The organism is Hallella mizrahii (genome assembly GCF_009695775.1).
Taxonomy (GTDB): Bacteria; Bacteroidota; Bacteroidia; order Bacteroidales; family Bacteroidaceae; genus Prevotella; species Prevotella mizrahii.
Genome location: NZ_VUNG01000001.1, coordinates 193,697 through 207,876, shown reverse-complemented (window position 1 = coordinate 207,876; position 14,180 = coordinate 193,697). Strand labels below are relative to the sequence as shown.

Below are 14,180 nucleotides of genomic sequence, written 5' to 3'. Positions count from 1 at the left end.
CTTTTTGGCTCGTCTTTGCATTAAAGTATTCATAAACATAATAGAACTCTTTTAAACAGTAGAATTATGAAGGCTTATAAATATTTATTGATTGGTGCGCTGATGCTTGGTTCGTCAGTGCCTACTTTCGCTCAGAACGACAACAAATCGATTATTGAGCAAGGCACAAAGGTCATCTTGGCCAAAGGTGCTGATTACAACGATCAGGTCAAGCAACTCTACAAGGCCAACAAGAAGAATCCTGAGGTGCTTGTTGCTCTTGGTAAGGTGTTCTTGGCTCAGAAGGATACCGCTAATGCTGCCGCTTTTGCCAAGTATGCATTGGCCCGCAATCCTAAGTATGCCAAGGCTTTCCTGTTGCAAGGTGATATTGCAGTCACCAAGGACGATGCCGGTGCTGCCGCTGAGAATTATCAGCAGGCCAAGTATTTCGACCCGAAGGATCCTGAGGGCTACTACAAGTATGCTATGATTCTCCGTGGCCGTAGCCCAGAGGATGCCGTGAGCAACCTTGAGGATCTTCGTAAGCAGCGTCCTGATTATCCTGTTGACGCTTTGGCTGGCCGTATCTATTATTTCTCTTCCGTGCCTAATCACTTCCAGAAGGCTGAGTCTTACTTCAACAAAGTACAGAACATTGCTTCCATGGAGGATGAAGACATCACTCGTTATGCAATGACAGAGTTTTTGCTTGGCAACTCTCAGAAGAGTATCGATGTTGCGAAGGCTGGTCTGACCAAGGACCCACGCCGTGCCGGTTGGAATCGTCTTGTCTTCTGGAACTATACCAACCTGAGTGATTCCCAGAATGCATTGGACTATGCCGACCGTTTGTTCAACAAGAGTGACAGTGCTCATATCACTGCTGACGACTACGGCTACTACGGCAAGGCTCTCTCTCTCGCAAAGCGCTATGACGAGGCAATTACCGCTTACAACAAGGCTGTTGAGGATTTAGCTGTTGACAGCAATGCCATCGCTTCCAAGTCTGTGCTTTTGAAGAACCTCTCTGATGTCTATAAGGAGAAGGGTGATTTCAACAATTCTGTAGCTTACCTCGAGAAGTCTATCGACGCCAAGGACAAGCCGACGATGGACGACTATGATACCATGGCAGGTCTCTATACCGATTATGCTTCCAAGAAGGCTGCTGCCGGTGACAAAGCTGCTGCTGCTTCTGCTTTCAAGAAGGCTGATGAGGTTTATGCCAAAATCATGGAATTGTTCCCCAACTACAAGAACTACTGCAACTACATGCGTGGTCAGATTAACGCCAACCTCGATCCTGACAGCAAGGCTGGTCTTGCCAAGCCTTACTACGAGGCACTTTCCTCCAGTCTTGAGGAGAAGGCTGAGCTGAGCAGCAGCGAGAAAGCAATGCTTAAGCAAGCTTATCTCTATATGTTGGTCTATGACTACAATGTCAAGAAGAACACGGCAGGTGCTAAAGTGTGGGCTAAGAAGCTCCTCGTTGTCGATCCAGAGAACGAGACAGCCAAGCAGGTAGCTGCACTCAAATAATAGCTATTGGTTAGTAAATTCTATTTATTCTATATAGGCTCCACGGTTTCGTGGAGCCTTTTTTTTGTAGAGCCCAACCCTAACCCTCACCAAGGGGAGGGAAGAGCCCTTTCCTAACCCTCCCCAAGGGGAGGGGATGACCATACCATTACGTTGATGCGTAGGGGCGGCCCGCCGTGACCGCCCTAACCCCGCAGAACAAATATTAAATTTGCAATTTGTAGCATCAGGCATATATTAGTATTACCGCCAAGTGTGTTAGGGCGGTCACGGTGGGCCGCCCCTACGATGTCACCATTGATTTCCCTTTGCAGGGCTATATTTATTCTTTTATTAGGTGGACAAATCAATCGATGGTAGAAGTGGATATTTGCCAAATACTACCCTCTAAACCTTATTTTTTACCCCAAAAAGACGTTTGTCCAACTTGTTTTGCGTTTTGTCCACCGTGTTTTAATACACTTTTTCTAATTTTGGGCACAGAAACGTAAACATCAATAATAAACCTAATTATTACTACAATGAAGAAACAACTCTTCTCAGTGATGCTATGCTTGGGTGCGATGGGTGGCTTGTCCACCTTCCCGATGCCGTTACAGGCTGCCGTGTCACAATCACAGACGATTAAGGTGAAAGGCCAGATCGTAGACGATCAGGGTGAACCGCTTACTGGAGCCACCATTAAGATTAAAGGTGGACAGGGTGGTACCGTGACCGATCTCGACGGTAATTTCAATCTTGACGCTCCTGCCAATGCTACTCTCGTTGTTAGTTATGTTGGTTATAAGGACCGTGAGATTGCCGTGCGCGGACGCGCTCTCATTGATAAGATTCAGATGACAACTGATGACCGTGTTTTGGATCAGGTCGTCGTCGTCGGTTATGGCACACAGAAGAAAGCCGACTTGACCGGTTCTGTTGCCGTGGTCAATGCCGATCAATTAAAGAAGGTGTCCAACTCCAACATCTCCACGATGCTTGAGGGTAAGGTTCCGGGCGTACAGATTACGACCGATGGTCAGCCAGGTGCAGATCCTTCTGTACGTATCCGTGGTATCAGTACTTTTGGTAGCTCCGCTCCTCTGTATGTTGTCGATGGTGTGCCAATGGGTACAACGATCCGTGATTTCTCCGCTAATGATATAGAGTCTATCCAGATCTTGAAGGATGCTGCCGCCGGTGCCATCTACGGTTCTCGTGCTGGTAATGGTGTGGTCATCATCACCACCAAGCATGGTCGTAAGGATCAGCCTTTGAAAGTCGACTATAGTGGCTACTTTGGCGTAGACAAGATTTCCAAGGGTGTTTATGATCTGATGGACGCAGATCAGTATAGCAACTATATTGGTCAGGCATGTGCCAACAGTGGTACCACACTTCCCAGCGGCTATAAGCTCGGCGAGGATGGCAAGTACCATTTCCAGGATGCTACCAATACCGATTGGTTCGATGAAGTCTTCAAGACCGGTATCCGTCAGAACCATAATGTCAACCTCAGTGGTGGTGGTGCCAACAATACTTATAATATAGCACTCGATTACTTCAATCAGAAGGGAACCATCGAGGGTGCCGGTCCTGACTATCAGCGCTACACGGCACGTGTGAACAACTCTATGGACACCAAGTTCATCAAGTTCCAGACCAGCGTCGTTTATTCTCATTCCAAGCAGAACAATATGGCCATTTCCAATGCCTCTGAGTATGTGCAGGGACTTTATGGTGATGTAACCAATGTGCTTCGTGGTACACTGCTTATGCAACCGACCATCAAGGCTTACGATCCTTCTACTTGGGTTCTCGACGACAAAGTCGGTTCTGCCAGTGGCTACAACTATGATGCCTATGGCTATGGTGTGTACAACGATTTGGTTCATGGTGATATCTCCGCTTCCAATCCGTTGCTCGTCAACAACCTGCTCAAGCGCAACACACTTGTTGACCGCTTCGTAGGTACAGGCTCTGCAGACGTTGACCTGTTGAAGATGTTGGGTGTAGATACCAAGACCCAACACCTTAATTATAAGATCAATCTCTCCTATAGCAAGACCCACGCTCAGGACTTCACTTGGATTCCTTCCTGGATTCAGAGCAACCGTGTCTACTTGGCCAAGACCAATGAGAAACTCACCAAGGGTACTCGTACCTATGCTGACGCATTGATGGAGAACACCCTTACTTATGACGGACATATCGGCAAGCACAATATCAATTTCGTTGCTGGTACCGCTTATCAGGAGGAGAACACCAACACGCTGACGGCTTGGGGCAATGAGTTCAGCGAGCCTTACTTCCTTCAGATCCAGAATGCCAAGACACGCGATGCCAACTCTTTTGAGTACAAGCACGCTATCATGTCATACTTCGGTCGTCTGAACTACAACTACGACGAGAAATATCTTCTCTCAGCTATTGTCCGTCGTGATGGCAGTAGCCGTCTGTCCAAGGATAAGCGCTGGTCCACTTTCCCCTCTGTGTCTTTGGGTTGGCGTATCGACAAGGAGAAGTTCTTCCCTGTCAGCAAGGACATCATCAATCTGTTGAAGCTCCGCGCAAGCTATGGTGAGATTGGTATTGACAATGTTGGTGACTACGCTATCCAGACCACGATGGATCGCAACAACATGAGCTACAGCTTCGGCAACAACATCGTTTACGGTTCTGCTATCTCCACTTTCGTCAATCAGAATCTTGAGTGGGAGCGCCGTATCACCAAGAACATTGGTCTTGACATCGCCATGTTTGGCAACCGTCTTGAGTTCACTGCTGAATGGTTCAAAAACCGTTCTAAGAATTTGCTCTACGGAGTACCTGTTCCGGAGAATGCCGGTGTGAGCAATACCAGTGTGACGATGAACGCCGCTACGTTGGACAACAGTGGTTGGGAGTTCAGCGGTACTTATCGCAACAACGATCATCCTCTGAAATATCAGATCAGTGCCAACCTCAGCACGCTTAAGAATAAGGTAGTGCAGCTTGGTTTCAGCAAGGATGCCTATATCTCCGGCAACTATATCACAGAGCTTGGAAAAGAGATTGGTAAGTTCTACGGTTATGTCTATGAGGGTATTGCACGCACGCAGGCCGACCTCGACAACCATGCCACCCAGCAGGGAGCCAATGTCGGTGACTGCCTCTACAAGGATGTCAGTGGTCCTGACGGTAAGCCCGATGGCAAGATCGACGAAAACGACCGTGTCGTCCTTGGCAGCGGTATGCCAAAGGTCAACTTTGGTATCAGTGCCCATCTGGAGTACAAGGGCTTCGATCTGAGTGTCTCCACCTTTGGTGCTCTGGGTTATCACGTTACCGATGATATCTACAACAGTCTGAACTCCTGCTATGGCTGGGGCAACAAAGATGTAGCCATGGGCGATGCCAACCGTGAGGATGGGAAAACCTATCTGAGCAATGTGCCACGTACTTACGCTACCAACAACGCCCAGCAGGCTTGGAACGATCTCTTCAGCAGCCGTAAGATTCAGAATGCCGCTTATTGGAAGATCGCCAACGTAGAACTTGGTTACAACATGCCAGACAAGTGGTTTGGCGGATATGTAAACAGCGTACGCGTTTATGTCTCTGCACAGAACCTCTATACCTTCACAGGTTATCATGGTTACAATGTCGACTATGCCGGAGGTGTGTGGACACCGGGTTACAACTTCTGTTCATTCCCGACACCGCGTACATTCATGTGCGGTCTTCACTTCTCATTCTAATGTTGACAACAAAACACAACTGATAAACATTACGTCAATATGAAACTCTATCATATCTCCCTCGCCCTCTTGTTGGGCCTCGGAACCCTTACATCCTGTAACGATAAGCTCGATTTGGACAATCCCAATCAGCAGACCTCAGCCACCTTCGGATTCAACGCCGATGATTTGGAGGAAAGTGTGGTGGCTGCCTATAACCACATCCGCATGGAGGGCTCTTATGCCCGTGTGGGCTACACCATCGACATGTGCCGTGGCGATGAGGTGTGGAACTCCTCACAAGTGTGGTATCTTCCGTTCGACAACCTCAACCTTCCTGTCTCCGGTGACATTGGCTGGTGGGTATGGCGTGAGTGGTACTATACCATCAACGTCTGCAACTTCGGCCTCTCCCGTACCGGTGATGACGACAGCAAGTTGAGCGATCGCATGAAGGACATCAAGGGACAGTTGCTGTTCCTGCGTGCCCTGGCCTATTACAACTTGGCCGGATATTATCAGGACGTGCCATTGATCACTGACTACAACACTTATTCTTCTCTTGACGGTCTCTATGCCACCAACAACACCTTCGACGAGGTCATGGACCAGGTGGAGAAAGACTTCAAAGAGGCTGTAGACCTGTTGCCATCCCGCGACAAAGGCGGAGAGTGGGCCAAAGGCCGTGCTACCTGTGGAGCCGCTGCCGGATACTATGCCCGCGCGCTGATGCAGCGTCATAAATACAGTGAGGCACTGACCGTCTTGAAGGACATCATCAACAAGAAGTACGGCTCTTATAAGCTCATGGCCAACTATGGCGACAACTTCCGTGAGGGTGCACAGTACGAGAACAATGATGAGAGCCTCTTTGAGGTACAGTTCCTCGACTATGGCACACAGGGCACCGACGATGAGTGGACTCCTGTCAACACCAGCAAGAACGCTACGCAAGGCTCAGCTATCGAAAGCAACTGTGGTCCTGGTGCCTATGGTGGCTGGGCTGACCTGAGTGCTTCGCCTTGGCTCTATCAGCTTTTCAAGCAGGAGCGTACCAAGAGTGGCAAACTCGATCCGCGTCTTTATTGGACCATTGGCACCTACGAGACAGACTGGGACAATGATGATCAGACGCTTGGCAACGTATGCTACAAGTCTAAGATGGCACCGACCGATACCGTCGTCACCAACAACAACAATGGCGGTTTGCCTATCTGTAAGTATACCAATATGCGTACCGGTCTCTATGACAAGGTGGTCACTGGTCTTCACGACGGCATCAACCTGCGTCTGATGCGCTACTCCGATGTGCTGTTGCGTGCCGCAGAGTGCGAAAACGAGGTCAATGGTCCGACCCAGCAGGCTATCGACTGGATCAATGAGGTGCGTCGCCGTGCCGGACTGGCTGATCTGAAATTAGCTGACTTCCCGACGAAGGACAAGCTCTTTGAGCAGATTGCAAATGTAGAGCGCCCGAAGGAGTTCGGCTGTGAGTTTGGTCGTGGCTTCGATCTTCTTCGCTGGGGATTCTTCTACAGTGCCGACCGTCTGCAGCAGCTCAAGGAGCATGGAACCTACCGTTGCTCGATCCATCATGCCAAGGATCCGGTTAGCTATGATCTCGTCGGCAAGGATCCTGAGGTGAAGTGCTCTTACGACACCTATGTGCCCGGTCACGAGTTCCTGCCCATCGTGGAGACGCTGACCAACAAGAACCCGAACCTCAAGGGTAACTCAGCCAACAACAGCACCGACAACAGTGAGTATTTCAAGACCAACGGATGGACGGTACATCCTGTTGTCAGCTTGAGCAAATAAGCCAAACGATAACTATAAAAAGAAAAAACAATGAGATATTTCAAGCATATAGCCAAAGCACTGTGCATGACAGCACTGGGTGTGATGGCTTTGACCGGGTGCGAGGGTGCCGATCAGTACGGCATCGACTCTCCCGATTGGATCAAAGACAAGATCGACTCCATCAACAACGCTAAGCAGCCTCATGAGGAAGTCCTCGAGGGCATGCAGGAGGATGTGTACACGATCGGCAAGACCGACTTCTCTTCCGGCTTTTGGTCAGTCTTCTCCAAGTATTATGTCATTGGTGAGAACCAGAAATGGAATGCACAGTTCAACCTGAACCTCAATCCGGATGACAATACCTACTTCAAGAACTTCGCGGTTGTCATCACCAATGATTGTGACCGTGGCGCTACTGACTATAAGGAGTATGGTGCCATCCGCTTCGATGCAACGGGTGACTCGGCTACCTACAACTCGCAGTGGGGTAGCGACTACTATAAGTTGCCGTTTAAGTTTACCACCAGTACGCAGCTGTTGAGTCCGGAAGACAACAAGGATGCCAACATGCAGAAGCTCGGTGGCAAAGTAACACTGACTGTTGACCGCTCACGCAAAGACTCCTTCGTTGTGAAGATGACTAACGGCGCGGTGACGAAGACTTATACACAGCCTTACGCACTGAAAAATATGAATCCCGACGCTTCCGATACCAACATCCGTTGCTTCCTCGTGCCCGAAGGCTCTTATATCGACTTCCTCTCGACCAACATTGTGCCTATCGGCGGTCTGACCTCTGCTGAGGACAAGCAGCCGCTGTCGATGACGCTGAACAATGTGCCCGACGAGGTGGACCTCGGTACTTCGCTCGACGATGCCATGCAGAACGTCTCTGCCGAGGTGACCTATGAGGAGGGCGTGAAGAAGACTATCCCGGCTTCTGAGCTCTACTTCTCTGCCATCAACGACATGAACGTGGCTGGCGAGAAGACACTCACCGTCATCTACAACAAGACCTTCAAGGGTGAAGCCTCTGCCAAACCTATCGTGGCTTATGCTACCTTCAAGGTCGTACAGCAGATTGCTTCCATCAAGATCACCAAGCAGCCTACACGCACCACCTACTATTTCTATAAGCCTGCTGCCACAGAGGCTATGGGCGACCGCACGATGGCCTTCGACCCGACAGGCATGGAGGTGACCGCCACCTACAAGAATGGTGAGACGGATGTCCTCGACAACAGTAAACTGAAGTTCTCTGCCGTCGCCGCTTCGGCTGGCAAGAAGGCTGTGACCATCACTACCGCCAACGGCAAAGAGGCTAAGCTCATGGTCACCGTGAAAGAGTCGGCAAGCAGTGCTGCCGCATTCACGCCTAACCTCATCGGTCTTGAAGACAACACCACAGGCTGGTGGACTGCCTTCTCTGATGACGTGAAGGTTCCGGCTGGTGAGACCCGCTCGTTCTCCTTCACCAACTACACCGACGGCAAAAACAACTGGGACAACTTCGTCACCATCCTGCGCAATGCTGATAAGAAAGAATATGGTGTGGTGCGTGCCGACAACTATGGTTGGGGCAACGGCTACGACGCTTGCCAGCACGACGCTACAGGAGCTGCCGACTGGGCAGGCTGGCTTGCTGCCATGAACGGTGCAAAGGTCACGGTCTATGTCACCAACTGCAACAATGGTACGGCTGACGTTCAGGCCGTCATGAAGGGTACTGACGGAAAGACCTACACCTTATATTACTTAGGCATCAACACCGTCGATCCCGCCGACCTCTATGTCGCCTTCACCGCTGACCACTGCCATTTGGTGGCTGGTACGTCCGGTGCCAAGCGACATGTTCACAGACGATAAGTGATAAGTAACGGTAAGGCTCGCTCCCCATTCCCTCAGTAGGAGGGATGGGGAAGGGCTTTACCACTTTTTTTTGATAATTATGAAGCATCTTCAACTCTTTACAGCCGTCGGCCTGCTCGCCCTCAGCACTGTCGCTACATACGCCAACGATAAGACCAGGGTCAGCTACAAGGAAGTGGCGGTTCATGATCCCTCTATAGTTGCCGACGGTAGCAACTACTATCTTTTCGGCTCGCATCTTGCCACGGCGAAGTCCAGCGATATGCTCAATTGGACTTACTTTGGTGGTGGCGAGACTGACGCCTGCACGCTCTTTGCCAAAAAGATCGGTTATGCCAACGCCTACAACACACAGAAGATCACTTCTGTGCAGAACTATAAGGGCGCGACTGTCTCCTTTGGCAACTTCAATGCCCACAGCTGGCAGTGCAAAGGCAATAATGTTCAGGGCATGCAGTGGGCTCCTGATGTCGTTCGCAGCCGCAAGACGGGCAAGTGGCTCATGTATATGTCGGTCAACGGTGACAATTGGGCATCGTCTATCGTCTGTCTTGCTGCCGACAACATCGAGGGACCGTATGTCTATCAGGGACCTGTTGTCTTCTCCGGCTTTCAAGGACGCTATGACCACAACGGCTTTACAAAGACCAACGACTGGACGTATACCGACTTGACCATTGCTACCGGTGCTACTTCGCTGCCCGCCCGCTATAATACGGATAAGTGGGGGAGCTACTGGCCCAACTGCATCGACCCTTGTGTGTTCTATGACAAGGACGGCAATCTGCTGATGTCCTACGGCTCTTGGTCGGGTGGCATCTGGGAGTTGAAGCTTGACGAAACAACAGGTCTGCGTGACTATACCCACACCTATCCCTATGAGATCAACGGTAATAACGCTGCTGAGGGCGGTGCCGATGCCAACACCACCAGCGATCCTTACTTCGGCAAGAAGATCGCGGGCGGATACTATGTCTCGGGCGAGGGCTCGTTTATCCGTCATATCGGCAATTACTACTATCTCTTTCTCTCTTACGGAGGTCTGAACCCTAATGCGGGCTACGTGATGCGTGTCTTCCGCAGCGAGAATCCCGACGGTCCTTTCGTGGACGGGCAGGGTACCAGCGCGATCTACAGCCGATACGAACTCAACTACGGCAACAACTCCGTGACCAACCGTGGCATGAAACTCATGGGGGCCTACGCCGGATGGGGCAGCATGACTCGCGGCGAGCGTGCTCAAGGCCATAACTCTGTACTGGTCGACAACGATGGAGATGCCTTCCTGGTCTATCATACTAAATTCGACGATGGAACTTACTTCCACGAGGTGCGCGTGCATCCGCTCTTTGTCAACGAAGACGGTTGGCTCGTCACCGCTCCTTTCCGATTCACCGGAAAACAGACTACACAGAAACAAATCGAGAGCGAACGACTCTTCTCTGCTGAGCAGATCGCCGGCACCTATCATCTGCTCAAACATCCTTATCAGCAACCCTGTGCCTACAACGATAAGACAGATGCCTCGTTCAGCAAGGCCAACGAGCAAAAACCGGTGACGGTGACGCTCAGTGCCGACGGCACGGTATCGTGCCCGAGCAATGCCGATTACGATGGTACATGGATGTTTACGCAGGACGGCAAGTCGTTTATCACGCTGACACTCAACGGCTGGGACTACAGTGGCGTGGCGATCAAGCAGAACGTCGACGGGTATAAGGACTGTCCCGCCACCTGCATTACTGCCACCAGCTTCGACGGTATCCCCGTCTGGCTCTACAAAGAGGGCGTGACGGCGACGGGCATCCATGAGATCCAGGCTGATCAGAACAGCACTAAGGTTCAGCAGGCCTACAATCTCGCGGGTATGCCGGTCAGCGACAGCTACAAGGGCATCGTGATCGTGGGTGGAAAGAAGGTCGTGAGAAAGTAAGAGTAGACCTCCTGCCTCACCCCCTATCAGCCTCACCCCCTATCCCCTCCCCGAGGGGGAGGGGCGTGAAATGCTTCAAGAGTCGAAAGCTGCGCAGAGACTTGAAACACTCAGGGGTCGAAAGCGGTGGGAGGCTTGAGCGTTTAGGGGCGAAAGCGGCGAGAAGCCTTGCAGTACTCAATGGTTGAGAGTCGGGTTTGTGTTGGACCGAGGTCTCTCGGTTCGGTGTGACGGCGTTGTGCGCCGTCCCTCTGCTCCTTCCTCTCTCCTCGTCCCCTTTCTCCTTTATCATTAAATCATTCATCATTGAAAATCATCTTATCCTTGGCTGTGGCTGCGCTCAGCGTTGCCACGGCCTTGGCAGGAGGACCTGAGCGTCATGACGTCACAGACCCTTGGGTTCACGATCCGGTCATGGCTTACGAGGACGGCACCTATCATCTCTATTGTACTGGTCCCGGCATCCTCAGCATGACCTCCTGCGACTTACATTCGTGGGACATCGCAAAGCATGGTGTCCTGCAAGACCATATTCCTGCTTGGGCGCATGACAGCGTACCCGGATTGCGGGGCGATCTCTGGGCACCAGACATCGTCCGTTACCACGGCCGCTGGTATATGGCTTATTCCTGTTCGACGTTTGGAAAGAACACGTCGGCCATCGGACTTCTCTCCGCCGACCGCCTCTCCGACAACAGCGGCTGGCGTGACGAGGGCTGTATTATAGCCTCACGCGAGGGACGCGACAACTGGAATGCCATCGATCCCAACTTTGTCATCGACGACAACGGTCAGCCGTGGCTGGCCTACGGCTCGTTTTGGGACGGCATTCAGCTCCTTCGCCTCGACACGACGTTACATGCTGCTGCCGGCGCGCGTCCCTTTACTATTGCGCGCCGCTATGCCAAAGGCTCCAAGACCCTTCCGGCCAATCCCACTTCTGACTTTGCCGGACCTAATGCCATCGAGGCTCCATTCATCTTCAAGCACCAAGGCTGGTACTATCTCTTCGTCAGTCACGACTACTGTTGTCGGGGCATGAAAAGCAATTACCGTGTGGTCGTCGGACGAAGCCGCTCGATTGCCGGTCCCTATCTCGACCGCGAGGGTAAGTCTATGCTCGATGGAGGCGGCACGCTCGTCATCGAAGGCGATAAGAAACGATATGAGGCAGCCGGCCATTGTGCCGTCTATCATCTCCCGTTGCCGAAGAAGCAAAAGAGAGGTGACCTCTTCATTTGTCATGGATATAGTATCAAAAGTGAAGGTACGCCAAAACTGGTCATCCGTAAGGTTCGGTGGAATCATGGATGGCCTGAACTAAAGTAGAAAGAGCATAGGATAACAAGAGGCTCCAACCCGCTGTGGGTTGGAGCCTTTCTTGTTGTATGTTATATGGCGAGATGATTTTTTTTTTTCAAAGCGTGAACTTGCTTTTCAAAAGTACTTCATTCTCAGCTTGCAATCAGGAGAAACTATTTAGGACTTTGAGACGGAAAGAGGAGTGGGGGAAGAGCTCTATAAAATATATCCTTTCTGTCTTTCTGTCTAAAGGAACTTGTCTTTCTGACTTACTTCATCGTGAGGACCATGCGTCCTACATAGATCGCATTCTTACCATTCTGGTCCACAGGGATCTGTTTGCCATCAAGGTTCGGCACATAGCGCAGTGTCTTGAAAAGCGTATGGCTGTGTCCACCAAGCACGAGGTCGATGCCACGCGTATGGCTGATGACCATCTGGTCGCCCATACCCTGCTCTTCCCAACCAAGATGAGAGATAAGGATCACCAAGTCACATTTCTGTCTGTGCAACTCATCAGCCATCTGCTGAGCCGTTGTGATAGGGTCGAGATACTCCGTATCGAGATAGTTCTTCTTGTCGACGAGTCCTTCCAACTGAGGAGAGAGACCAAAAACACCAATCTTCAGTCCTTTGCGCTTAATGATGACATAAGGCTTCACAATCTTGTCAAGCCCATACTGATGGAAGCGATAGTTGGCACAGACAATCGGAAAGTTAAGCTCGCGAAACACCCTCGCCATGTTCTCCAGTCCGAAGTCGAACTCATGATTGCCGATGGTACCGGCATCATAGTGCATCAGGTTCATCAGTCCGCCCTCTACATCTCCTTTGAACAACGTATAATAAGGAGAGCCCTGCGAGAAGTCGCCACTGTCGAAGAGCAGCAGCTGAGGGTCAGCCTTACGCTGTTCTTCCAACATGGCGACACGCCGCTGAAAGCCTCCACGATCTGCCAGAGCCGTGTCAGCAAGGTTCTTGCTTAACGGCAGGATGCAGCTGTGCGTGTCATTGGTATGCAGTATCGTCAGTTTCTTCTGTCGGCCACCGGCGTCGACGCCAAGGCTAACTGCTAAAAGGAGCAGCATGATATAGAGTCTACTAAAATATCTCATCGTTATCTATATTATCTATCTGTTTATCTTATTTGTTCCGTAATCCCTTAATACTTGAACAGGGTGTTCTCCATTCAACACTCATCATTCAACCACAATTCTTCCCTCCACGTGACCGTCTACAGCCTTCCCTGCCTTGGTCATCTCCTGGAAGTAATGGCGGATGATATAGCGTGTGTCGTATTTCTCTTCTTGTGGCGACACCACATCCGTTGCTGCCTTATAGGCCGTCATCTTATCATTGCCGTGAGCCAAGTAGTCGATTGTAGCGATGCGGTAGCTGCCGTTCGGGTCGATCTCCTTGCCGTTGATGGTTGCGGACTTCAGCTGTCCGTCTTTTGTGATGACAAGCCGCACGCTATGGCTCACCCCTTCTCCACCGACAGACGCCACCTGCTGGAAGAGTTCCTGCACCTTACTGCCGGAAAGGGTAAGATATGTGATATGGTTCTCAAAGGGGGCCACGTTGAGAATATCGCCGTAGGTCACCTTACCAGCAGGCAGAGATGCACGAATGCCGCCAATGTTATACATACCGAAGTCGATATGCTCGCCCGTCTGCTTGCCATACCACACGAGGATATCAGACAGCAAGTTGCTCATATCGCTCTCCGGACGTTGCTTCGTCATATAGTGTGTCGTCGTACCCACTACTGGGTTCATCACCGAGTCCACGACATGTTTGTATGGAGCCAGCAGTGTTGCGGCTGCCTGATCCGGCTGGCGGTCATAGCGGCTGTCAACCATCACCTGTGTGCGCTGAATGTCAGTCAAATGGTATTGGCTGCCGCACGAAGGCAACAGCAGTACCCACGTCAGGCACAGTGCAGACAGCGTAGTATTTCTTTTCATCATGCTATATATAATAATGTGTATACTCAAGTAACTTCCGCAAAGGTACGCAATTCCCCAGAGAAAAGACATCATGAAAGCAGAAAAAGC

General features: G+C 50.9%; 8 protein-coding genes. 6 read left to right on the top strand and 2 right to left on the bottom strand.

What is annotated here, in order from left to right; translation table 11 throughout:
* Positions 1-66 precede the first annotated feature (66 nt).
* From FYJ73_RS00780 to FYJ73_RS00755, 6 genes are all read left to right on the top strand, one after another.
* A complete protein-coding gene (locus FYJ73_RS00780; protein ID WP_154532635.1) occupies positions 67-1,521 on the top strand; it encodes a tetratricopeptide repeat protein in 1,455 nt (484 codons plus the stop codon).
* 521 nt (positions 1,522-2,042) lie between these two features.
* Positions 2,043-5,240, top strand: coding sequence for a SusC/RagA family TonB-linked outer membrane protein (locus tag FYJ73_RS00775; RefSeq protein WP_154532632.1), 3,198 nt, complete (start codon positions 2,043-2,045; stop codon positions 5,238-5,240).
* A gap of 39 nt (positions 5,241-5,279) precedes the next feature.
* Entirely contained in the window at positions 5,280-7,037 is a 1,758-nt protein-coding gene (locus FYJ73_RS00770; RefSeq protein WP_154532620.1) for a RagB/SusD family nutrient uptake outer membrane protein, read from the top strand.
* A 30-nt stretch (positions 7,038-7,067) separates the two neighbouring features.
* The gene (locus tag FYJ73_RS00765; RefSeq protein WP_154532618.1) at positions 7,068-8,885 is read left to right on the top strand and encodes a bacterial Ig-like domain-containing protein; all 1,818 of its coding nucleotides are present in this window, start codon (positions 7,068-7,070) and stop codon (positions 8,883-8,885) included.
* A gap of 82 nt (positions 8,886-8,967) precedes the next feature.
* Positions 8,968-10,821 (top strand): glycoside hydrolase family 43 protein, encoded by a 1,854-nt coding sequence (locus FYJ73_RS00760; protein WP_154532616.1) that lies wholly within the window; start codon positions 8,968-8,970, stop codon positions 10,819-10,821.
* A 312-nt stretch (positions 10,822-11,133) separates the two neighbouring features.
* Positions 11,134-12,150 carry a family 43 glycosylhydrolase gene (locus tag FYJ73_RS00755; RefSeq protein ID WP_419471118.1) on the top strand — a complete coding sequence of 339 codons (1,017 nt, stop codon included), beginning with the start codon at positions 11,134-11,136 and terminating at the stop codon, positions 12,148-12,150.
* A 242-nt stretch (positions 12,151-12,392) separates the two neighbouring features.
* On the opposite strand, the gene FYJ73_RS00750 is transcribed toward FYJ73_RS00755, so the two are convergent.
* Positions 12,393-13,211 (bottom strand): bifunctional metallophosphatase/5'-nucleotidase, encoded by an 819-nt coding sequence (locus tag FYJ73_RS00750; RefSeq protein WP_235899166.1) that lies wholly within the window; start codon positions 13,209-13,211, stop codon positions 12,393-12,395.
* Positions 13,212-13,322: 111 nt separating this feature from the next.
* Complete coding sequence (locus FYJ73_RS00745) at positions 13,323-14,093, bottom strand: 5'-nucleotidase C-terminal domain-containing protein (protein ID WP_154532612.1); 771 nt, start codon at positions 14,091-14,093, stop codon at positions 13,323-13,325.
* Between the last annotated feature and the right edge of the window lie 87 nt (positions 14,094-14,180).

Coding starts and splice junctions, on each gene's coding strand:
- FYJ73_RS00765 (WP_154532618.1), top strand. CDS start 7,068: ATGAGATATTTCAAGCATATAGCCAAAGCACTGTGCATGACAGCACTG.
- FYJ73_RS00760 (WP_154532616.1), top strand. CDS start 8,968: ATGAAGCATCTTCAACTCTTTACAGCCGTCGGCCTGCTCGCCCTCAGC.
- FYJ73_RS00780 (WP_154532635.1), top strand. CDS start 67: ATGAAGGCTTATAAATATTTATTGATTGGTGCGCTGATGCTTGGTTCG.
- FYJ73_RS00770 (WP_154532620.1), top strand. CDS start 5,280: ATGAAACTCTATCATATCTCCCTCGCCCTCTTGTTGGGCCTCGGAACC.
- FYJ73_RS00750 (WP_235899166.1), bottom strand. CDS start 13,211: ATGCTGCTCCTTTTAGCAGTTAGCCTTGGCGTCGACGCCGGTGGCCGA.
- FYJ73_RS00775 (WP_154532632.1), top strand. CDS start 2,043: ATGAAGAAACAACTCTTCTCAGTGATGCTATGCTTGGGTGCGATGGGT.
- FYJ73_RS00745 (WP_154532612.1), bottom strand. CDS start 14,093: ATGATGAAAAGAAATACTACGCTGTCTGCACTGTGCCTGACGTGGGTA.